This is a genomic window from Streptomyces sp. NRRL S-495, from assembly GCF_000966955.1.
GTDB lineage: Bacteria > Actinomycetota > Actinomycetes > Streptomycetales > Streptomycetaceae > Kitasatospora > Kitasatospora purpeofusca.
Genome location: NZ_JZWY01000121.1, coordinates 19353 through 40862, shown reverse-complemented (window position 1 = coordinate 40862; position 21510 = coordinate 19353). Strand labels below are relative to the sequence as shown.

Here is a 21510-nt window from a genome sequence, read left to right as displayed (position 1 = left end):
CCCGGGTCAGCGTGACAGCCCGTCCAGAGCCTGACCGGGGCCGGGGCCGGGTTCCAGCGCGTCCTCGGCGTCCGGCGAGTCCTCCACCGGCTCCACCCCCGGACCCTGCACGGGCAACACCGCCTCAGCAGCCACCCCGCCCGCGACCGGACCGCCCGCAGCCCCGCCCGCCCGCGCCTCCGGCACCCACGCGCCCCGCCGCCGCGCGACCACCGCGCCCAGCCGCTCCACGGCGGGCTGGGTGTACCGCGCGGCCAGCGGCCCGGTGACCACCAGGATCAGCACGTACGCCGTGGCCAGCGGCCCGAGCCCGGGCTCGATGCCGGCCGTCACGGCCAGCCCGGCGATGACGATCGAGAACTCGCCCCGGGAGACCAGCGCCCCGCCGGCCCGCCACCGTCCGCGGGTGGCGATCCCCGCCCGCCGGGCCGCCCAGTAGCCGGTGGCGACCTTGGTGACGGCGGTGACGGCGGCCAGCAGCAGTGCCGGCAGCAGCACCGGCGGGATGCTGGTCGGATCGGTGCTGAGACCGAAGAACACGAAGAACACCGCCGCGAAGAGGTCGCGCAGCGGGCTCAGCAGGGTGTGCGCGCCCTCGGCGGCCTCGCCGGAGAGTGCGATGCCGACCAGGAACGCGCCGACCGCCGCCGACACCTGGAGCTGCTGCGCGATGCCGGCGACCAGCAGCGTCAGCCCCAGCACCACCAGCAGCAGCTTCTCCGGGTCGTCGTGCGAGACGAAACGGGAGATCAGCCGGCCGTAGCGGAGCGCGACGAACAGCACCGCTCCCGCCGTGGCGAGCGCGATGGCGAGGGTGATCGAGCCGGCGACCAGCCCGGCCCCGGCCAGCAGGGCGGTGAGGATCGGCAGGTAGACCGCCATCGCGAGGTCCTCCAGCACCAGGATGCTGAGGATCACCGGGGTCTCCCGGTTGCCCAGCCGGCCGAGGTCGCCGAGCACCTTGGCGATGACGCCCGAGGAGGAGATCCAGGTGACGCCGGCCAGCACCACGGCCGCCACCGGGCCCCAGCCGAGCAGCAGCGCGGCGACCGCGCCGGGTATCGCGTTGAGCAGGAAGTCGACCGCGCCGGCCGGGTACTGGGCCTTCAGATTGGTGACCAGGTCGGCGGCGGTGTACTCCAGACCCAGCATCAGCAGCAGCAGGACGACGCCGATCTCGGCGCCGGTCGCCACGAACTCCTCGCTGGCGCTCAGCGGCAGCAGCCCGCCGGTGCCGAAGGCGAGGCCGCCGAGCAGGTAGAGCGGGATCGGGGAGAAGCCGTACCGGCCGGCGATCCGGCCGAGCAGACCGAGGACGAGGATGACCGAGCCGAGCTCGATGAAGACGGTGGCGGTGTGCACCCCCCGATCACCCCCGCTCCAGGATCGCCGCCGCCGCGTCCACACCCTCGCGGGTGCCGATCACGATGAGCGTGTCTCCGCCGGCCAGCCGGAAGTCCGGCGCGGGCGAGGGGACGGCGCCGGTGCGCCGCAGTACGGCGACGATCGAGGCGCCGGTCTCGGTGCGCATCCGGGTCTCGCCGAGCAGTCGCCCGTTCCAGTACGAGGTGCCGTCGACCGGGAGCCGCTCGGCGACCAGGCCGAGGTCGGTGGTGTGCAGCAGGGCCGGGCTGTGGTGGGTCGGCGTCAGGGCGTCGACCAGGGCGGCGGACTCCTCGGCCGTCAGTCGGAACGCCTGCGAGCAGGCGTCGGGGTCGTCCGAGCGGTAGACGTTGAGGCTGCGTGAGCCGTCGCGGTGCGCGATCACCGACAGGTGCCGCTGTTCTCGGGTGGTGAGGTCGTACTGGACACCGACACCGGGCAGCGGAGTGGTCCGGACACGGGCGATCGACACGGCGGCTGTCCTCTCGTCAGGGGGGGTTCCCTCGGTGTGCGCGGACACGGACACGGGCGCGCCGGGGCAGGGGAACACCGGCGCCTGACCGCGTACGGGACGCGAACGCGCAACCGGATCAATAGTAATGAGTATGTAAAGTCCGAAAATGTGGCCAGGCCCGTGCGGGGCGCCGGAGGGCGCGGGCACGGGCCTGGCACGGACCGGGCGACTGCGTGACGGTCCGCGGGTTCTGGAGCTCGGGGGGTCCGACGCGGTGGGCCTACTGCGGCGGCCGGTCGTCCCGCAGCTGGTCCTTGATCTTGTCCTGCGCCGTGTCGACGTGGCCGCTGTACTTGCTCTGCGTCCGTTCGTCGATCATGTCGCCGGCCTTGTCCACGCCCCTCTCGGCCTGGTCCTCATGGCCCTTGAGCAGGCCCTTGAGCTTATCCAACATGGACATCTGGTCACACTCCCGGAAGAGACGGCCCCACCTCCTCCAGCATCGCCGCAGACCGGGGTGTCCGCATCCGGTCAGCTTTCGCGCCGGGGTTGGCAAGACGTCCCGGAGCATGTCAAATCGGGAGACCCACAGACCGTCGGAAGGACTCACGTTGAACGCTCGGACCGGTCGCCCGGCCACCGCACCCCGCTCCAAGGCCGCCCCCACCCGCAGGACGGCGGGCGCCGCGCTGGCGGTCGCGGCGCTGGTGACCCCGCTGCTGCTGGTCGGCACCGGCAGCGCCGCCGCCGACGCGGACCCGGCCCGCAACGGCGCGAAGCTGGCCGCCCGGCTGATCGCGGGCAGCGACGCCGACGACGCCTTCGGGACCCTGGAGGCTTTCCAGCGGTTCGCCGACCGCAACGGCGGCACCCGGGTGGCCGGCGCCCGGGGCCACGAGCAGTCCGCCCAGTACGTCTACGACCAGGCCCGCCGGGCCGGGCTGAAGGTCTCCAAGCAGGAGTTCGAGTACACCTTCTTCCAGGCCCTCTCCGAGAAGTTCGCCGTCGTCTCCCCGCAGGCCGAGACGGTGCCGCTGAAGGCCATGACGTACTCCCTCAGCGGCCCGGCGGGGGGCATCACCGCCCCGCTCGCGGTCGTCCCGGTGGACGACACCACCGGCTGCGAGGCGTCCGACTACGGAGGCGTCCGACTACGCGGTCGGCGCCTTCACCGGCAAGGTCGCGCTGATCAAGCGCGGCGGCTGCAGCTTCGCGGTCAAGCAGGCGGCCGCGGCGGCCGCGGGCGCGGCCGCCGCCGTCGTGTACAACAACACCGACGCCGAGCTCAGCGGCACGCTGGGGGAGCCGGACGCCGGGCGGCTCCCGGTCGGCAGCACCAGCAAGGCGGCCGGCGAGGCCCTCGCCGCCAAGGCCGCCGCCGGGCCGGTCACCGTCAGCCTGGACCTGCGCACCTTCATGGAGAAGCGCAAGACCTGGAACGTGCTGGCCGAGACTCCCGGCGGGGACCCGAACAACACCGTCGTGGTCGGCTCCCACCTCGACTCGGTGGTCGAGGGGCCCGGCATCAACGACAATGGCTCGGGTTCGGCCGGCATCGCTCGGGTTCGGCCGGCATCCTCGAGGTCGCCAAGAACCTCGGCACCCGGCCGGTCAAGAACAAGGTGCGGTTCGCCTGGTGGTCCGCCGAGGAGTTCGGCCTCAAGGGCTCCGAGGCGTACGTGGACTCGCTCTCCGAGGCCGACAAGAAGAAGATCCGGCTCTACCTCAACTTCGACATGATCGCCTCGCCCAACTCGGCCCAGTTCGTCTACGACGGCGACGACTCCGACCACGTCGGCTCGGGCCCCGGCCCGGCGGGCTCCGCCCAGATCGAGCGCCTGATCACGGACTTCTTCGACGACTGGAGCGTCCCGCACGAGGGCACCGACTTCACCGGCCGCTCCGACTACGGGCCGTTCATCGAGGCGGGCATCCCGGCCGGCGGCACCGACACCGGCGCCGAGGTGATCAAGAGCGCCGACCAGGCGGCCAGGTACGGCGGCACCGCCGGGGTCGCGTTCGACAAGTGCTACCACAAGGCCTGCGACGACCTGGAGAACCTGGACCTCGCCGCCTTCGACCTCAACATCGACGCCATCGCCAACGCCGTCGGCCGCTACGCCTGGGACCTCTCCTCGCTGACCGCGCCCGTCGCGCCGAAGCAGACCGAGGGCCAGGTGGGCAGCGGCGGCGGCCTCCAGGAGAGCCACGCCCACGAGGTCGCGGCCTGAGCAGCCCTGAGCACGGCTGATCAGGGCTGACCCCGCCTCCGGCCCCGCCCCCGCGTTCCTCGGGGGCGGGGCCGCACGCCTGTCGGAATCCCGCCGGAATCCCGCCAGGATGCGCGCCGGTGCCGGGCGATCGGGGGTCCGCCGGGTGCGCGGAGCGGTGGCCTGACACCATGGACGGCGAGCGCACGACACCGTGACACCCTCGGAGGAATCAGCACCATGAGCAGTACGCACTACGACGTCGTCGTTCTCGGGGCCGGTCCCGGCGGGTACACCGCGGCCGTCCGCGCCACCCAGCTCGGCCTGAAGACCGCCGTCGTGGAGTCGAAGTACTGGGGCGGGGTCTGCCTGAACGTCGGCTGCATCCCCTCCAAGGCCCTGCTGCGCAACGCGGAACTCGCGCACATCTTCACCAAGGAGGCCAAGACCTTCGGCATCAAGGTCGAGGGGAAGGTCACCTTCGACTACAGCGAGGCGTTCAAGCGCAGCCGCACCGTCGCCGACGGCCGCGTCAAGGGCGTCCACTACCTGATGAAGAAGAACGGCATCACGGAGTACGACGGCCGCGGCACCTTCGTCGACGACCGCACCCTCCAGGTGGCCCTGAACGGCGGCGGCTTCGAGCTCGTCACCTTCGACCACTGCATCATCGCCGCCGGTGCCAGCACCCGGTTGCTGCCCGGCACCAGCCTGAGCGACCGCGTGGTGACCTACGAGGAGCAGATCCTCACCGAGGACCTGCCGGGCAGCATCGTCATCGCGGGTGCCGGCGCGATCGGCGTCGAGTTCGCCTATGTGCTGCACAACTACGGTGTGCAGGTCACCATCGTGGAGTTCCTCGACCGGATGGTGCCGCTGGAGGACGCGGAGGTCTCCGCCGAGCTGGCCAAGCAGTACCGCAAGCTCGGGATCCAGGTGCTCACCTCGACCCGGGTGGACTCGATCGACGACAAGGACCCGGCCGCCAAGGTCAAGGTCACCGTCACCGCCAAGGACGGGCAGCAGCAGGTCCTGGAGGCGGACAAGGTCCTCCAGGCGATCGGCTTCGCGCCGCGCGTCCACGGCTACGGCCTGGAGAACACCGGCGTCAAGCTCACCGAGCGAGGCGCGATCGCGGTCGACGGCCGGGGCCGGACCAACGTCCCGCACATCTTCGCGATCGGTGACGTCACCGCCAAGCTGATGCTGGCGCACGCCGCCGAGTCGATGGCCGTGATCGCCGCCGAGACCATCGCCGACGTGGAGACCATGGAGCTGGACTTCGCGATGATCCCGCGCGCGACCTACTGCCAGCCGCAGATCGCGAGCTTCGGCTACACCGAGGCGCAGGCCCGCGAGCTGGGTCACGACGTCAAGGTCGCCAAGTTCCCGTTCACCGCCAACGGCAAGGCGCACGGCCTCGGCCACCCGATCGGCTTCGTCAAGGTCATCAGCGACGGCACCCACGGCGAGCTGCTCGGCGCCCACCTGATCGGCCCCGAGGTCACCGAGCTGCTGCCGGAGCTGACGCTGGCCCAGCAGTGGGACCTCACCGTGCACGAGGTCGCCCGCAACGTGCACGCGCACCCGACGCTGGGCGAGGCGGTCAAGGAGGCGATCCACGGGCTGGCCGGTCACATGATCAACATGTGATCAGCCCGTAGCGCGGCCGGGTCCGTCCGGCGGGGATCACCCCGCCGGACGGACCCGTCGTGTTTCCTGCGGGGTTCCCGCCGCGGTGCGACTCTCCCGCGGCGGTCAGAGCGTCGGTGACGGCGGCCGCTCGAAGAAGGACTCCAGCACCACGGTGGCCTGGGTCCCGTTGACGCCCTCGATCGCGTAGAGCCGGCGCAGCACGTCCTGGAGCTGCTCGGTCGTCGGCGTCCGCACCTTGACCAGCACCGACGCGGCGCCGGCGATGATGTGGGCCTCCTCGATCTCGGGGATCGCGGCGAACGCCCCGGCCGAATCGCCCATCCACGCGGACGAGTCGACCATCACGAAGGCCAGTACCCCGAGGCCGAGCGCCTTCGGGTCGACCTCCACCGTCGTGCGGCGGAGGACGCCGCGCTCGCGCAGCTTGCGCACCCGCTCGTGGGCGGCGGCGGTGGAGAGCCCCACGGCGCGGCCGAGTGCCGCGTAGGCCTGGCCCGCGTCCTGCTGGAGCAACGCCACCAGGGCCCGGTCGGTGTCGTCCAGGTTTTCGATCGCCATGGCAGAACCATACCTGGTTCTGTCATACTCATGATCATCGGAACCACGTTCGGCCGTTTGCGATAGGACATGAATGATGTCTGGTCAGATTGAGTTCGGGTTGTACGAGATCCTGGACGACCGCTTCCGCCCCTGCACCTACGGGGACACCCGGCTCGAGCAGCTCCACGGGGACTGCCGCTGGGCCGAGGGCCCGCTCTACGTGCCCGCCTGGCGGCAGCTGATCTGGAGCGACATCCCCAACGACCGGATCCTGCGCTGGGACGAGGCCACCGGGACGGTCGGCGTCCGGCGGTCGGTGGCCGGGCACAGCAACGGCAACACCCTCGACCGCGAGGGCCGCCTGATCACCTGTGAGCAGGGCAACCGCCAGGTGACCCGCACCGAGCACGACGGCACGGTCACCGTCCTGGCCAGCCACTACCGGGGCAAGCGGCTCAACTCGCCCAACGACGCGGTGGTCCGCTCGGACGGCGCGATCTGGTTCTCCGACCCGGACTTCGGCATCACCAGCGACTACGAGGGCCATGTCGCCGAGAGCGAGATCGGCGCCTGCAACCTCTACCGGATCGACCCGGACAGCGGTGAGGTCCAGCTCGCCGCCGACGGCTTCCGCGGCCCCAACGGGGTCCTGCTCTCCCACGACGAGCAGCGCCTCTACGTCTCCGACAGCCGCGCCGGGCACATCCGGGTCTTCGACATCCGCGAGGACGGCACCCTGGCCGGGGGCGGCGTCCACATCGAGGGCAAGGGTTGCCGCTTCGACAACATCCGCTTCGACCGCGACGGCCGGCTCTGGGCGGCGGCGTTCGAGAACGGCATCCACTGCTACGCCGAGGACGGCACCCTCATCGGCCGCATCCTCGTCCCCGAACCCGTCTCCAACCTCACCTTCGGCGGCCCCAAGCACAACCGCCTCTTCATCACCGCCACCACCTCGCTGTACTCGCTGGTGACCTCGATGACCGGCACCCACCGGGTCCCCCGCCACGCCTGACGCGGCCCCCGGTGCGACGGCCCCGGTGCGACGTTCCGCGGCGCCCCGGGGCCGTCGCCCTCCTCGGCCCGTCGCCCCCGTCCTGGATCTGCGAGCGGGACCGACCGAGGCCCCCGCCGCGACCGGAAGGACGACGACCCGCCATGACCGAGTTCCAGGTGATCTCCGACGACCCCCGCAACCGCCGGCTGTCCGGTGCCGCCGAGGAGGCCCTGCTGCGCCGACTGCTGCACGGCACCGTCTTCGACCCCCGGTCCGGCACGGCCGCCACGACGGCGGCGGAGCGCGAACCCGAGGAGCGCCGGGCGAGCTCCGCGCACTGCCGCCACGCGATGTACTACGAGGACTGACCACCCGTCGGCCGGCCCACCGCGCGCCGCCGACCCGTCCTTCCCCTCCAGACCTGTTCCGACCAGGAGCATCGTGTGACGACCACCCTGCGCACGCCCCCGTCCTCCCCGGGCCCCGAATCCCCCCGATCCGCTCGGTCCCCTCAGTCTCCTCAGTCCGCTCAGCCCGCTCGGTCTTCCGGGCCCGCCCGGACCCTGCCCGCCGCCGACCCCGGCCCGCTCGGCAGCCCGTGGCCCGCCTCCGCCCTCCCCGGCCCGAACGGGGACCTGCTGATCGGCGGCGTCGGGCTGGCCGAGGCCGCCGACCGCTTCGGCACCCCGCTCTACGTCCTCGACGAGCAGGAGTTCCGCTCCCGCGCCCGGGCCTTCCGCCACGCCCTGCCGACGGCCGAGGTCTTCTACGCCGCCAAGGCCTTCCTGTGCAGCGCGGTGGTGGACTGGGCCGCCGACGAGGGCCTCGGCCTCGACGTCTGCTCGGCGGGCGAGCTCCGCCTGGCCGCGGCCGCGGGCTTCCCGCCCGAGCGCATCCTGCTGCACGGCAACGCCAAGACCCCCGAGGAACTGCGCCTCGCCCGCCGCCTGCGGGTCGGCCGGATCGTGGTCGACGGCGCCGCCGAGATCCCCCGGCTGGCCGCCCTGGCCGTCGCGGACGCCCCGCAGCGGGTGCTGGTCCGGGTCCTGCCCGGGGTGGCCGCCGGGCACCACCGCGCGGTGCGGACCGGCGTCGACGGGCAGAAGTTCGGCTTCCGGATCGACGGCGGGGACGCCGCCGACGCGGTCGCCCGGATCCTCGGCCAGCCCGGCCTGCGGCTCACCGGCCTGCACTGCCACCTGGGTTCCCAGATCACCGAGGCCGGACCCTACCTCGCCGCCGTCGACCGGCTGGTCGGACTCCTGGCCGAGATCCGCGACCGGCACGGCGTCGAACTGCCCGAACTCGACCTCGGCGGCGGGTACGGCGTCCGCTACCTCGCCGGGGACGCGGAGCTGGACCCGGACCGCTTCGCCGCCGAGCTCACCGCCCGGCTCGCCGCCCAGTGCGCCGAACACGGCCTCGCCGTCCCCAGGCTGCTGGTCGAGCCAGGCCGGGCGATCGCGGCTCCGGCCGGGGTGGCGCTCTACCGTGTCCTGTCGGTCAAGCGCGGTACGGACGGGCGGGCCTTCGCGGCCGTGGACGGCGGCATGAGCGACAACCCGCGCCCCGCCCTCTACGGCTCCGCCTACCAGGTGCGGACGGTCGGGCGCCCCACCGACGGTCCGACCGCGACCTTCGACGTGGTCGGCCGGCACTGCGAGGCCGGTGACGTCCTGGTGCACGGCGCCACGCTGCCGGCCGACCTGCGCCCGGGGGACCTCCTGGCCGTTCCGGCCGCCGGTGCCTACCAGCTCTCGATGGCCTCCGGCTACAACCTGGTCGGCCGGCCGCCGGTCGCCGCCGTGCGGGACGGGCGGCTGCGCCTGCTGATCCGACGGGAGACCGTCGAGGACCTCCGCGCCCGCGAGGTCGGCCGCTGACCCTGTCGACGGCCGGCCCTGTCGACGGCCGGCCCTGTTGCGGCTGACCGGGTCGACGGCCGACCGTCGACGGCCGCCCGGCACTCCGGGCCCGGGAGTGAATCCGCCTCCCGGGCCCGGAAATCCAGGTGCGCCCGGGCCGATTCCCGCCGCACACTGGGCCGGTCACGCACCGTCGCCGCGAAGGAGCCCCGTGCAGGGAGCAGTCAGCGTCTCGCCCGCCCAGATCCCCGAACTGCTGCTCGGCCTGGCCACCGTCCGCCCGGTCTTCCTCTGGGGCGCCCCGGGGATCGGGAAGTCCTCCCTGGTCAGGGAGTTCGCCGAGGCGCTCGGTCTGGAGTGCGTGAGCCTGGTCGGCACCCAGCTCGCCCCGGAGGACCTGATCGGCGTCCCGCAGCTCACCCCCGAGGGCCGCTCCCGGTTCTGCCCGCCCGAGCAGATCGCCCGTGACGAGCCCTACTGCCTGTTCCTGGACGAGCTCAACGCGGCGTCGCCGGACGTCCAGAAGGCCTTCTACTCACTGATCCTGGACCGCCGGATCGGTTCCTACGAGCTGCCGCCGGGCTCGATCGTGATCGGCGCCGGAAACCGGGCCACCGACGGCGCGCTCGCCCGCCCGATGGCGTCCGCACTGGTCAACCGCATGGTCCATGTCCATCTCCGGGCCAGCGCCGAGGACTGGCTGCGCTGGGCGGGCGGTGCCGGCATCCACCCCTGGATCGTCGACCACCTCACCGACCGGCCCGACCACCTGTGGTCCGCGCCGCCCAAGACCGAGGAGCCGTTCTCCACCCCGCGCGCCTGGCACATGCTCTCGGACGCGCTGCACTCCTTCGGGCCCACCCTGGACGAGGGGACGCTCAAGGTCGTCGCCCACGGGCTGCTCACCGCGCAGCACGCGATCGCCTTCTGCGGCTACGCCAAGATCGTCCGCAACTCCTACGGCCTGGAGGCGATCCTCAAGGGCGACGCCCGCTGGCCGCACCGGGTGGAGGACCGCGACCTGCTCTACTACCTGGCCGACGCCTTCCGCGGCCGACTGGTCAAGGAACTGCCCGCCCAGAAGGAGCACGCCTCCGGGGCGCAGCGGCAGACCGCGTTCCGGGCCAAGTCGCTGCTGGTGCAGCTGGCCGAGATCTCGGTGGAGGTCGCCCGGACGGTGATCGCCGACGGTTCGGACGGCAACCCGGTGCTGCCCCCCTGGTTCCTGATCGAGGCCGCCCGGGACATGCCCCGGCTGGTCGAGGCCCGCCGGTGAAGCGCGCCGCCGGGGCCCGCCGGTGAAGCGCACCCGGACCGACCGCAGGGAGCAGGACCCGGGCACCGAGGCCTTCGCGGAGGGCGTCCGGCTGCTCCGCCGCAATCCGGCCCTCGCCGCCCTGCGCGCCGACATCTGCCGCACCGAGGACTGCGACACCGCTCCGCCGGACGGCTGGGCGGTGGCCGACTCCAACGGCACCCTGCACGTCAATCCGCGCCGCCGGGCCGAACCCGAGGAGTGGGCCTGGGTACTCGCGCACAGTCTGCTGCACCTGGGCCTCGGCCACCTCCCGGGTGCCCGCGGCACCCGGACCCCGCCCGACGCCTTCGAGGCCGCCGCCCGCTGCGCGGTGGTCAACCGCTTCCTCGCCACCTTCCCGGTCGGCCGCGCCCCGGTCGTCCTCCCGCAGGAGTACCCGAGCGGCGGTGAGGAGGAGTTGGCCGCCCGGTGGCGCCGCGACGGCCTGCCCGCGCCCGCGGTCGCCGGGACGGCCGGGACCGCCGAGCGCGACCAACTGCTGCTGGAGTGGCGCGGCCACGGCCAGCCCGAGGACTGGTCGGTGGAGTTCGCGGTCGCGCTCACCCGCACCATGTCCGCCGCCATGGACCGGGCCGGCGGCCGGATCGACGCCGAGACCGGCGAACGCCTGCCCGAGCGGCCCTGGAGCAGGGCGCTCAACTGGTTCGTCTCCTCGTACCCGCTGCTCGGCGTCGTCGCGGCCGGCCTCACCGTGGTGGCCGACGCCGAACTGGCCCGGGCCCACGACATCGCCGTCGCCGCCGTCGACACCGAGGCCGGGGAGATCTACGTCAACCCGCTGCGCCACTACTCCGACGAGGAGTGGCGGTTCGTCCTCGGCCACGAGATCCTGCACGCCGCCCTGCGGCACGGCGAGCGCCGCGGCGGCCGGGACCCGTTCCTGTTCAACGTCGCCGCCGACTACGTCATCAACGGCTGGCTGCTGGAGATGGGCGTCGGCGAGATGCCGGACGGGCTGCTGCACGACCCGCAGTTGAAGGGGCTGTCGGCCGAGGAGGTGTACGACCGGATCGTCCGCGACCGGCGCCGGATCCGCCGCCTCGCCACCCTGGCGGGGAAGAACCGCCCGGACGTCCTCGGCGAACGGCTGGGACCGCCCCGGGACTTCGTGGACCTCGACGACTTCTACCGGCGCGGCCTCCAGCAGGGCTTCGAGCTGCACGGGCGCGAACGCGGCCTGCTCCCGGCCGGGTTGGTCGAGGAGATCCGCGCACTCGCCCACCCGCCGCTCCCGTGGGACGCGCTACTGGCGCGCTGGTTCGACGAGTTCGTGCCCCGGCCGGAACCGGTGCGCAGCTACGCCCGGCCCGCGCGCCGCCAGTCCGCCACGCCGGACATCCCCCGGGCGGGCCGCCACCACCCGGAGGAGGAGGTGCCGCGCTGCACCTTCGGGGTCGTCCTGGACACCTCCGCCTCGATGGACCGGACGCTGCTCGGCAAGGCGCTCGGCGCGATCGCCTCCTACGCCGCCGCCCGGGACGTGCCGGCGGCGCGGGTGGTGCACTGCGACGCCGCCGCGCACGACGCCGGGTACCTCCCGGTGGAGGAGATCGCCGGGCGGCTGCGGGTGCACGGGCGCGGCGGCACCGTCCTCCAGCCGGGCATCGACCTGCTGGAACGGGCCGAGGACTTCCCTCCCGGGGCACCCGTCCTCGTGATCACCGACGGCGAGTGCGACGTGCTGCGGCTGCGCCGGGAGCACGCCTTCCTGATCCCCCGCGGCGCCGCACTGCCGTTCACCGCGCGCGGACCGGTCTTCCGGATGAGCTGAGCGTGCCTCGTCCGGAAGACCGGTCAGCCGCACCGGGCCGGTACGCCGTGCTGGCCAGTACGGCGCCCGGGCCGGTGCGCCGCTCCGCCCCGGTGCGGACGGAGGGTCAGCCGACCGGCCAGCCGTCCACGGTGGTGACGGTGCGGTGGTAGGGGCCGTCCGGGCCGGTGCTGCGGTAGTCCTCGGTGGCGGTGCCGGTGCGGACGGTGGTGTCGCCGTCGTGGCGGTGGGCGGTCGGACGCAGGGTGTGGTCGACGGTGCTGCGTCCGGTCACCCGGGCGCCGGTCGCCGTGGTCGCCTCGCGGTGCTGGCCGAGGTCCATGGCGGTGGTCTGGTCGGTGTTGCCGGCCGCGTCCTCGGTGTACCGGTAGGTGACGTCGAGCGGCTGGCTCTCGTGGACCGTGCTGGTGCGCCGGGGCCCGGAGCCCCAGGTGGCGGTGGCCCGGGTGAGGTCGGTGCGGTTGTGCAGGGTCAGATCGTTGCCGTTCGCGCGGAAGCGCTGGGTGGAGCCGAACACCAGGTCGTCGCGGACCTCGGTGGTGACCCGGCCGTGCGAGGTCTGCAGCCAGCCCCGGGCGAGGTCGTGCCGGGCGGCGGTGACCGTCCAGTCGCCGCTGCCGCCGCCGTGGTCGCTGAGGGTGGTGGTGGTCGCGGCCTCCGGGGCGACCCGGTAGTCGGTCAGCTGCCCGGTGGTGCGGGCGGCGCCGTGGTCGACCTCGGCGAAGAGGTTGACCTGGCCGGTCCAGAGGTCGTTGCTGCGGGCCTCGGCGGCGTTGACGGCGATCGCGACCCGGTGCGGGCGGCCGTCCACCAGCAGCCCGGCGTACGGGGTGAGGTCCAGCCGGTAGGCGGGCAGGTCGAAGGCGAAGATGCCAGGCGTGGGCCGCCACAGCAGCGGGTCCCAGCCGCCGGTGTAGATCACGGGGTAGGGCCAGACCGCGCCGACCACCCGTCCGTCCACGCTGAGCCGCAGCTCGCGGAACGGGCCCTGGCCGCAGGCGCCGGTCCCAGGGTTGGCACGGGCGAACTCCTCGGGGGCGGAGGCGTAGGCGAACTCCTCGCAGGCGCCGCCGCCGCGCGCGTACACCTCGGCGGTCAGGCGCTCCAGGTTGGGCGGGAAGGTGAGGTCGGTGCCGGTGCTCGGCGTGGCCCGGTCGAGTCCGAAGGGTCCGGTGGTGAGCAGCCGGTCGGCGGTCCTGGCGGCGGGCCAGCGGGCGGAGGCGGTGTAGAAGGTCAGGCTCGCGGAGATCCGGAACACACCGGTGTAGGTGTCGTCCGTGACGTTGGCGAGGTCGAGCGCGAAGGGCTGCGGCCCGGCGGCGAACAGCGGCGCGTAGCGGGTGACATCGCGTTCTAGTGCCCACTCGATGCCGTCCTTGGACGGTTCGGGGGTGGAGGAGAGCAGGACCTGCACGCCGCCGACCCGGACGGTGAACAGCCGGTCGAACTGCCGCCCGGCGACCTGCCCGTGCAGGTCGAGCACGACCGCGGACCAGGGGCCGGCGCAGTCGGCGGGCGGGGTGACGGTGGTGGTGTACGGCGTGTCCGGCGGGCTCCCGTAGCCGTTGCGGAACGGCTGGTCGTGCATCACTTCGACGCTGCAGGAGCGGGTGTCGGGCCGGGTGAGCGGCTTCGCCGCGGTGAACGGGTCGTGGTAGTCGGTGCCGAAGTCGGCGTGCGCCGGTCCGGCGGCCGTCAGTGCCCCGGCGAGGGCGAGGAGGACGGCGCCGGCCAGTCGGCCGGCGCGTCGGATCAGTGGATGGACGGCCAAGGGGGGCCCTCTCCCGGCCGACCGGAGGGTGGGGCGAGGACGGTCGGCGCGTAGCTCGTCGGACGGTTCCGGCATCCTCCCGAGCATGGCATGCAAGCGTCAAGCGGTTCGCGTCCGGGGGTGAGGAGTGCCCCGGTGTCGCCCGCGCGGCAGGATGGCCGGGTGACCGACATCATCCTCAACCTCTGGCGGCAGCACCTCGGCACCGTGCCCGAGGAGGTGTGGGACCGCACCGATCTGACGGTCCTCATCCTCGCGGACACCGGCATCACCGAAGTCCCGCCCCGGATCGGCCGGCTGCACCGGGTGCGGACCCTCGACCTCGGGCACAACCGGATCTCCGCCGTCCCGGAGGAGCTCGGCGACCTCGCCGGCCTCACCGACTTCCTCTACCTGCACGACAACGCGCTCACCCGACTCCCGGCGGCCCTCGGCCGGCTCACGGCGCTCCGCTACCTCAACGTCGGCGAGAACCGGATCGCCGAACTCCCGTCCGGGATCGGCGCGATGACCGGCCTGGTCGAGCTGCGCGCCCAGCACAACCTGCTCACCGCGCTGCCGGACTCGCTCGGCGGCCTGCGCGCGCTGCGCGAACTCTGGCTGCGCGGCAACGCGTTGACCGGTCTGCCGGACTCCTTCGCCGGGCTCGCCGAACTGCGTGAACTCGAACTCCGCGAGAACGCGCTCACCGAGGTGCCCCCGGCCCTGGCCGGTCTGCCCCGGCTGCGCCGACTGGACCTGCGCGGCAACCGGATCACCGCGTTGCCGGAGTGGCTCGCGGACGGGGCGGCGGGGCTGCCCGCGCTGGAGAAGCTGGACCTGCGCTGGAACCCGGTCGAACCGGCGCCGGCGCTGCTCGCCGCCCTGGCGGCACGCGGTTGCGAGGTCCTGCGCTGAGCCCCGAGCGGTCGAGCGGCCCGCCCCGGTCGGACGGAAACCGTTCGCCCACCGTGGCGTTCGGCTGCTAGCGTGGACGGTATGAAGCGCGCTGCAGCCGTCCTCACGACGACGCCGGAGAGAGTCCCGGCGCGCTGACTGCTGATTTGGTCCGAAGCCCCGGGGCGAGTGCCCCGGGGCTTCGCCGTACCGGTCCACTCGCCCGCACCGCAGAGTGGAGACCCCCATGAACAGCCACCCGATCGCCCCCGACGCCGTCCCCGACGCTGCTCCCGCTCCCGGCCGCAGCGCCGGACCGGAGGGCGACCACCGCCGGTTGGGCCGCGCGCTCGGACTCTTCGACACCGATCCGCTGATCGGCTCCGGCCTCCCGTACTGGCTGCCCGACGGCGCCGCGATCCGGCACACCCTGGAGGAATTCGTCCGCGACCGCGAGCGGCGCGCCGGATACCGCCATGTGTACTCGCCCGTTCTCGGCAAACGCGAGCTGTACGAGATCTCCGGCCACTGGCAGCACTACCGGGACGACATGTTCCCGCCGATGGACCTCGGCTCCGAGCAGGTCGTGCTGCGGCCCAGCCTCTGCCCGCACCACGCCCTGATCTACCGCTCACGGCCCCGCAGCCACCGCGAACTGCCGCTGCGGATCGCCGAACTCGGTGGCATGTACCGCTCCGAACTCTCCGGCGTGCTCGGCGGGCTGACCAGGGTGCGGGCGATCCAGCTGAACGACGCGCACGTCTTCTGCACCCCCGACCAGGCCGCGGACGAGGCGGTGGCCGCGCTGGAGCTGATCGGCGAGGCCCACCGTGCGCTCGGCATCCGGCCGGTCCGCCACCGGCTCTCGCTGCCGGGCGAGGGCGGCAAGTACGTGGCGGACCCGGCGCTCTGGGAACGGGCCACCGCGCTGCTGACCGAGGTGCTGTCGCGCTCCGGCGTGCCGTTCGAGGCGGTGGCGGGCGAGGCCGCGTTCTACGGGCCGAAGATCGATGTCCAGATCGCCGACGCGGCCGGGCGCGAGTCCACCCTCTCCACCGTGCAGATCGACTTCCACCAGCCGGAGCGGTTCGGCCTCCAGTACATCGGACCGGACGGGGCGAAGCACCGCCCGGTGATGGTGCACCGCAGCGTCATCGGCAGCGTGGAGCGGGTGGTCGCCCATCTGATCGAGCTGTACGGCGGGGCCTTCCCGGCCTGGCTGGCCCCGACCCAGCTGGTGCTGCTGCCGCTGACCGAGGGCGAGCGGGCACGGGCCGAGCGGCTGCGCGAGCGCTGTCTCGACCTCGGGCTGCGGGCCGAGGTCGCCGGGCCCGAGCGCGGCAGCCTGGGCGCGCGGATCCGGGAGGCCCGGCTGGTCCCGTACCAGGCGGTCCTCGGCCCGCGCGAGGCGGCGAACGACCTGCTCGCCCTGCGCCTGCGGGACGGCCGGCGGCCGGAGCCACTGCCGGCGGGGGAGGCGCTGGCCCGGATCCGCGCGCTCGTCGGCGCGTGCACCCAGGAGCTGTGGGACGAGCCGTCCGAATGACGCCGGACGATGCCGGGCGGTCGCGGTCGGATCGCGTCGGGCGCAGTCGTACACATACGACTAGCGGCGCGCGCGGTGTGTCGGCCGGGCCGCCCGGCGCACCCGCCGTTCGAATGGGGGCGGCGGCCATCGTCCCCGGCCGCCGTCCATCGTTCGCGCTCCTCCGGAGGTACCCCATGCGCCTCGCCCGCCGAATCGTCCTCGCCGCCCTGACGGCCGGGCTGGCCCTCGGCGGGGTGGCGGTCGCCGCCCCCGCCACCGGCGTCACGCTGCGTCCGCTGCCGGTCCCGGACTCCCGGTACTGCACGGCCGCGGTCGGCCACACCCGGTCGCCGCCCGCCAGGTCGTCCCGCTGCACGGCCGGACCTGCTCGGCGCTCTACCACCTGGACGCCCCGCGGTAGGGCGCGCCTCTCGGATCACGGCGGTTCCGCCGGCCCGCGCCCCCGGCCGGCGGCACCCGCGAACGACTGCGGCCCGTCCGCCCCGGTGCGGGGCGGACGGGCCGCGGTGGCCGGGGCGGGGGTCAGCTCAGCCGGGTCGGGACGGGCCGCTTGCCGTCGAGGGAGGCGACGCCGATGGCGGTGAGCGCCTCGGGGTAGAGCTGGACGTCGGCGATCCGGCCGGCGGCGTACTCCCCGTAGGCGCCCTTGTAGAGGCGGCGGCCGAGCTGCAGCGGGCCGGTCGCGTTCCAGACGGTGCCCGCGTAGTCGGCGGTGGCCGCGGCCTCGCCGTTGACGTAGAGGCGCAGGTCCGCGGAGTCCGCGTCGTAGACGCCCACCAGGTGGTACCAGGTGTCGGTCTTCGGTGCCAGCGCGCCGGTGGTGGGTCCGTAGGCGCTGGTGAAGGCGCCGGCGGTGTCGTCCGTGTGGGCGTGTCCGAAGGCGAACGCGTGGGCCCCGCTGGAGTAGTACAGCTGGAGGGCGTTGGCGTTGGTGCCGGACTGCGACACGAAGGTGGAGTTGTCGGTGAGGCTGGTGAGCTTCACCCAGGCCGACACCGTGTAGCTGCGGCCGGTGTCCACCGCCGGACCTGCGGTCACGGCGTACCCGGTGGAGCCGTTGAGGGTCAGGACCCCGCCGCGCGCCGGGTCGGTGCCGAGGGCCGCGCCGCCGGTGAGGGTGAGGCCACCGCTCGGGCGGATGCTGTCCGCGGTGGTGTCGAGCTTCCACCAGGCGGAGGGCTGACGGACGTTGCCGATGCCGACCGGGGCCCCGACGGCGGCGAGGCCGCCGGTCGGCGCGGCGCCCGGGTACTCGGTCAGTCGGCCGGAGCGGGAGCCGGCGTAGAGCGCGGGGAACCCGGTGCCCTGCACGTCGCCCGGGGAGGCGACGGTCGGGTGGTCCCGCTCGCCGACGCCGAGCGGCAGCACCTTCTGCGCGGTGGGCAGCACGTTGCCGGTGGTGGCGGCCCACTTCTGGTCGGCGATGTTCAGGCAGTCCCAGATGATCGTCTGGGTGCGCGGGTTGCGGTTGCCCGCCGGGTCGGCCAGGCAGCGGCCGGACTGCGTGTTCTTCAGGGTGCCCGGGTAGGGGCCCGGGGCCCACTGCTGGGCGCCGGAGTTGTTGCACTGGTAGAGCTGGACCGGCGTGCCGTTGCCGGTGTCGCCGCCCTTCACGTCCAGGCACTTGCCGAGGGCGTGGACGCTGCCGTCGGCGCCGAGCGTGAACTGCTGCGCGTCGGTGCCGTTGCAGGTGTACATCCAGGCCGCGGTGCCGTTGACGGTCTTGCCGCCGGCGATGTCCAGGCAGAGGTTCTTGCCGGCGGTGTCGAGGATGCCGGAGACCAGCGGGGCGTGGCCCGGTGCGGCGATCCGGGTGGTCGGCACACCGCCGTCGAAGGTGAGCGGGAAGCTGCTGACCGCGCCGGTGGCGTCGTCACGGGCCCACAGGGTCGGCACGCCGCCCACCGAGCCGGGGGCGACCAGGGTGGTGCGGGACCAGTCGCCGGTGCCGATCCGCACACCGGCCGCGAGGTTGCAGCCGGCCTGGAACGTCCCGGGGAAGTACCAGAGTTCGCCCTTGTCGACGGTGATCAGGTCGGGGGCGTCGGCGAACTGGGCGAGCTTGCCGGGGGCGAGGATCTGGGTGACGTTGTTCCAGGTGCCGTCCGAGCCCTTGGCCGGGCAGGAGCCCGAGTTCCGGAGGGGCACCACGTTCTGGGTGAGCGTGAAGCGCCCTGTCGCACCGCCGGGCGTCACCGCGTCGTTCTGGTAGAGGTACAGCTCGTGGGTCGTCTTGGAGTAGGCGAACAGGTCGTCGACGTTGGTGCCGGTGGCGGTGCCGCGGTGGGCGATCAGGTAGTTGTCCCACCCGGTGCCGTCCGGGCTCTGGGCCTTGGTGGAGGCGCTGACCGGAGGACCGGCCGGGTCGGCGTTGCCGCGGACCAGGACGAGGTCGCCGTCGGTGGTCGGGGCGACCAGGTCGGGCACCGCGTCGCCGTCGAGGTCACCCGCGGTCACCTTGGCGGCGGGGTTCCAGGGGGCGAAGAAGCTGTACTGGCCGACGGTGCCCTGGGTGTTGCCGGCGTTGTCCACGGCCCGGACGAACAGCGTGTGCGCGCCCCACTGGGCGGCGCTCAGCACGATCGGGACCTCGGCGCCGGCGCTGCCGCCGGTGGTGGCCACGGCGTTGACCGAGGCGGCGCCGTTGGCCGGGATGTTGGTGTCCAGCGCGTACTCGAAGCGGTCGATGCCGCTGCTGACGCAGCTTCCCCGGGTGCAGCCGGTGGGCGTCGGGTCGTTGGCCGTCACCGCGATCCTGACGCCGGTGTCACCGGCGTGGCCGGTGGGCGCCTTGTCGCCGCCGAGCGGCGGGAAGACCGGCGAGTCGGTGAAGGAGGGGATGCTGGGCGCGCTCAGGTCGACCTTGAAGTAGCAGTTGGGGGACCAGCCGCTCGCCAGGGTGCCGTCCTCGGCCTTGACGTGCCAGCCGTACTGGTGGCCGTCGGCGACCTTGAAGCCGATGTTGACCCGGGTGGTGCCGCCGTCGCTGACCCAGCCGCTGACCGGGGCGCCCCGGTCGGTCGAGCCGCCGTCGGCGGCCGCGGTCTTGGTGTCCCAGATCTCGTACCGGGAGCGGAGGTTGACCCCGCTCATCTCGGTGTTGAGGTGTGCGTCGAGGGTGATGTCGGAGGCGTCCCCGGCCAGGCCGGACTGGCCGATCCAGCCGTCCGCCGCGCCGCCGCAGCCGTTGCTCGCGGGGGCGCGGGTGGCCGGGGTGGTGCCCAGGCCGTCCGGGACCTCGGGGGCGATGTCGAACACCGTGGTCAGGTAAGGGTTGTTGGCGAAGCGGACGAAGTCGTTGTTGCCGGTCGACTTGGACTCGTTGCCCCAGAGGCCGAAGGTCCAGCTGTCCTTGACGCCCGAGAGCTTCCGGATCTGCCCGGTGACGTCGAAGCTGAGCGCGTGGTTGCCGCACTTCTGGCTGATGTTGGAGCTCTTGACCTTCTGGGTGCCGCCGATGTAGCCGTCACCGGTGACGGTGGGCTGGTGGGTCCAGGTGGTGGACCCGCTGATCCCGGTCACCGTCGCGAGCCGGATGTCGCTCTCGTTGTCGCAGTCGAACGAGGCCCCGTAGGTCGAGGTCAGGTGGACGACCGACTTGGAGATCACCATCTTCTTGTCGAGATTGGCGATGTTCAGCTCGAAGTAGGCGCGGTTGAGGCCGAAGCAGTCCTGCCAGCGCTGGTAGCCGACGCCCTCGCCGTTGTCCTGGGCGTCGTCGTAGGGGCTCTGGCCCGCACAGCCCTCCTTGACGGTGATGAAGTGGCTCTTCTTGCTGGTGACGGGGCTGGTGTACGGGTCGATGTACAGCGGCCAGACGGTGTCGGCGCCGCCCAGCAGCCCGGCGTCCGGCACCAGGGTCAGGGTGTCGGCCTGCTGGGTCACCGCGATCCGCTTGACCTGAGCGGAGCTGCCCGGCTGCTCAGGGGTGGAGGCCGTGGCGGGTTCGGTGCCGGTGGGTCCGGGGTCGGTGGGGAGGTTGCCCGCGGGGGCGTCGGCGCGCGACGCGGCCTGCGGCCCGGCGAGCGGCTTGGACGCCGGTGCGGCGGGCACGGCCGGCGCGGAGGCCGGGCCGGGCGTCGTGGCGGAGTCCCACATCAGCGGGGTCGGCGAGCGGAACACCGCGCTGCCGTCGGCGGCGGTGACCGCCACCCGGCCGTCCTGGTCGGCCGTCAGCGACAGGCCCCCGCTGACCCGGGTGGTCAACTTGAGCGCGGCGAGCGCCGGGTCGGCGGCCGCCGCGGCGTCGTGGACGATCAGCACCTCGTGGAAGCCGCCCTGGTCGGTGCTGGTGACCTTGAGGTCGACGCCCGGCAGGACGCCGTTGTACCGCGCGGTGCTGCCGGTCACCACCGGGGCGGGGAGCGGGAAGGGCAGGGTGTAGGAGAGCTTGCGTCCCTCGGTGTCGGTGAGGGTGGCCAGCGGTCCGCCGCCCCCGCCGGAGAGGGTCAGCCCGGAGGGGGTGGCCGCGGGGGAGAGGGTGCCGTCGCCGTTCCTGGTGAGGGCGGCGTCGACGTCCTTCCAGTGACCGTCCTTGCGCACCCGGGCGGGCTGCAGGTGGGTGGTGACGCTGAAGGTGCCGTCGGCGTTGGCGACGGTCTGCGCGGTCTCGGTGGTCAGACTGTCGACGGTGACCGGCGCGCCGGTCCGGGCGGCCTCGGCCCTGGCGGCCGCCAGCGGTGAGGCCGCCGGGGTGGTCGCGCCGGTCGGGCCCGCGGCGCCGGCGGCCGGGTCGTCCGCCAGCGCGGGACCGGCACTGCCGAGCAGCAGGCCGGTGACCGCGGCCGACAGCGCCAGACGGCGTGTCAGTGAGCGCACCGGATTTCTCCGGGCGCGGAGGTGCTCCCCCATGGATCGCCCTTTCAGGGACCGGAGGCGGGCTGCCCCGGGCGCCGCTGTGACTCTCCTCACACGGCGGTCGCCCCGTGGCCCCCCGCCACGTGTCGGATTTGCGGTCTTTGCTCGCCCTGGTGTCACTTGTGGAGGCTTCTTGGGGCCCGTGTGACGAAAGAGGTCGGAGTGACCGCTGGGGAAGGGTATTGCCTTGGCTTGACCATGGCAATACGGTTCCGAACGGCCGAATGAGCCGTCAGCTGGTGGTCCGTCAGGCACCGGCTGTT

Annotated in this window: 15 protein-coding genes and 1 pseudogene; 10 read left to right on the top strand and 6 right to left on the bottom strand. The window is 73.4% G+C overall.

Translation table 11 applies throughout. The annotated features are described in order from the left end of the window. Positions 1 to 6: 6 nt before the first annotated feature. The 3 genes from VR45_RS09130 to VR45_RS09120 form a co-directional block, all read right to left on the bottom strand. Positions 7 to 1362, bottom strand: a complete 1356-nt coding sequence (locus tag VR45_RS09130) for a cation:proton antiporter (protein WP_078896349.1) — start codon at positions 1360 to 1362, stop codon at positions 7 to 9. 7 nt (positions 1363 to 1369) lie between these two features. After that, complete coding sequence (locus VR45_RS09125; protein WP_045939162.1) at positions 1370 to 1855, bottom strand: TrkA C-terminal domain-containing protein; 486 nt, start codon at positions 1853 to 1855, stop codon at positions 1370 to 1372. 262 nt (positions 1856 to 2117) lie between these two features. Further along, on the bottom strand, positions 2118 to 2297 hold the full coding sequence (locus VR45_RS09120) for an antitoxin (protein ID WP_045939161.1): 180 nt from the start codon (positions 2295 to 2297) through the stop codon (positions 2118 to 2120). A gap of 725 nt (positions 2298 to 3022) precedes the next feature. Here VR45_RS09120 and VR45_RS50505 point away from each other — a divergent pair. The 3 genes and pseudogenes from VR45_RS50505 to lpdA form a co-directional block, all read left to right on the top strand. After that, positions 3023 to 3340: pseudogene (locus VR45_RS50505) on the top strand (PA domain-containing protein); the annotation flags it as partial. After that, positions 3271 to 4068: a M28 family peptidase gene (locus VR45_RS50500; protein ID WP_353612672.1), complete on the top strand. Its 798-nt coding sequence runs from the start codon at positions 3271 to 3273 to the stop codon at positions 4066 to 4068. The pseudogene VR45_RS50505 and the gene VR45_RS50500, both read left to right, overlap by 70 nt. Before the next feature lie 219 nt (positions 4069 to 4287). Further along, positions 4288 to 5700 (top strand): dihydrolipoyl dehydrogenase, encoded by a 1413-nt coding sequence (gene lpdA / locus VR45_RS09110; protein ID WP_045939160.1) that lies wholly within the window; start codon positions 4288 to 4290, stop codon positions 5698 to 5700. Positions 5701 to 5805: 105 nt separating this feature from the next. On the opposite strand, the gene VR45_RS09105 is transcribed toward lpdA, so the two are convergent. Beyond that, positions 5806 to 6246: an Lrp/AsnC family transcriptional regulator gene (locus tag VR45_RS09105; RefSeq protein ID WP_045939170.1), complete on the bottom strand. Its 441-nt coding sequence runs from the start codon at positions 6244 to 6246 to the stop codon at positions 5806 to 5808. A 91-nt stretch (positions 6247 to 6337) separates the two neighbouring features. On the opposite strand from VR45_RS09105, the gene VR45_RS09100 reads away from it, so the two are divergent. The 5 genes from VR45_RS09100 (at position 6338) to VR45_RS09085 (ending at position 12194) form a co-directional block, all read left to right on the top strand. Further along, positions 6338 to 7258 carry an SMP-30/gluconolactonase/LRE family protein gene (locus VR45_RS09100; RefSeq protein ID WP_045939159.1) on the top strand — a complete coding sequence of 307 codons (921 nt, stop codon included), beginning with the start codon at positions 6338 to 6340 and terminating at the stop codon, positions 7256 to 7258. A 143-nt stretch (positions 7259 to 7401) separates the two neighbouring features. Next, positions 7402 to 7608 (top strand): hypothetical protein, encoded by a 207-nt coding sequence (locus VR45_RS42155; protein WP_052708951.1) that lies wholly within the window; start codon positions 7402 to 7404, stop codon positions 7606 to 7608. A gap of 195 nt (positions 7609 to 7803) precedes the next feature. After that, a complete protein-coding gene (gene lysA, locus VR45_RS09095) occupies positions 7804 to 9123 on the top strand; it encodes a diaminopimelate decarboxylase (RefSeq protein ID WP_045939169.1) in 1320 nt (439 codons plus the stop codon). Between the two features lie 193 nt (positions 9124 to 9316). Next, positions 9317 to 10381, top strand: a complete 1065-nt coding sequence (locus VR45_RS09090; RefSeq protein ID WP_045939158.1) for a MoxR family ATPase — start codon at positions 9317 to 9319, stop codon at positions 10379 to 10381. A gap of 22 nt (positions 10382 to 10403) precedes the next feature. Beyond that, the gene (locus VR45_RS09085; RefSeq protein WP_045939157.1) at positions 10404 to 12194 is read left to right on the top strand and encodes a hypothetical protein; all 1791 of its coding nucleotides are present in this window, start codon (positions 10404 to 10406) and stop codon (positions 12192 to 12194) included. 106 nt (positions 12195 to 12300) lie between these two features. Here VR45_RS09085 and VR45_RS09080 read toward each other — a convergent pair whose 3' ends face one another. After that, entirely contained in the window at positions 12301 to 13965 is a 1665-nt protein-coding gene (locus tag VR45_RS09080) for a peptide-N4-asparagine amidase (protein ID WP_052708950.1), read from the bottom strand. Between the two features lie 162 nt (positions 13966 to 14127). On the opposite strand from VR45_RS09080, the gene VR45_RS09075 reads away from it, so the two are divergent. Continuing rightward, complete coding sequence (locus tag VR45_RS09075) at positions 14128 to 14862, top strand: leucine-rich repeat domain-containing protein (RefSeq protein WP_045939156.1); 735 nt, start codon at positions 14128 to 14130, stop codon at positions 14860 to 14862. A gap of 226 nt (positions 14863 to 15088) precedes the next feature. After that, entirely contained in the window at positions 15089 to 16387 is a 1299-nt protein-coding gene (gene thrS / locus VR45_RS09070; RefSeq protein WP_078896346.1) for a threonine--tRNA ligase, read from the top strand. Positions 16388 to 16912: 525 nt separating this feature from the next. Here thrS and VR45_RS09065 read toward each other — a convergent pair. Then, positions 16913 to 21208, bottom strand: coding sequence for a LamG domain-containing protein (locus tag VR45_RS09065; protein WP_045939155.1), 4296 nt, complete (start codon positions 21206 to 21208; stop codon positions 16913 to 16915). Between the last annotated feature and the right edge of the window lie 302 nt (positions 21209 to 21510).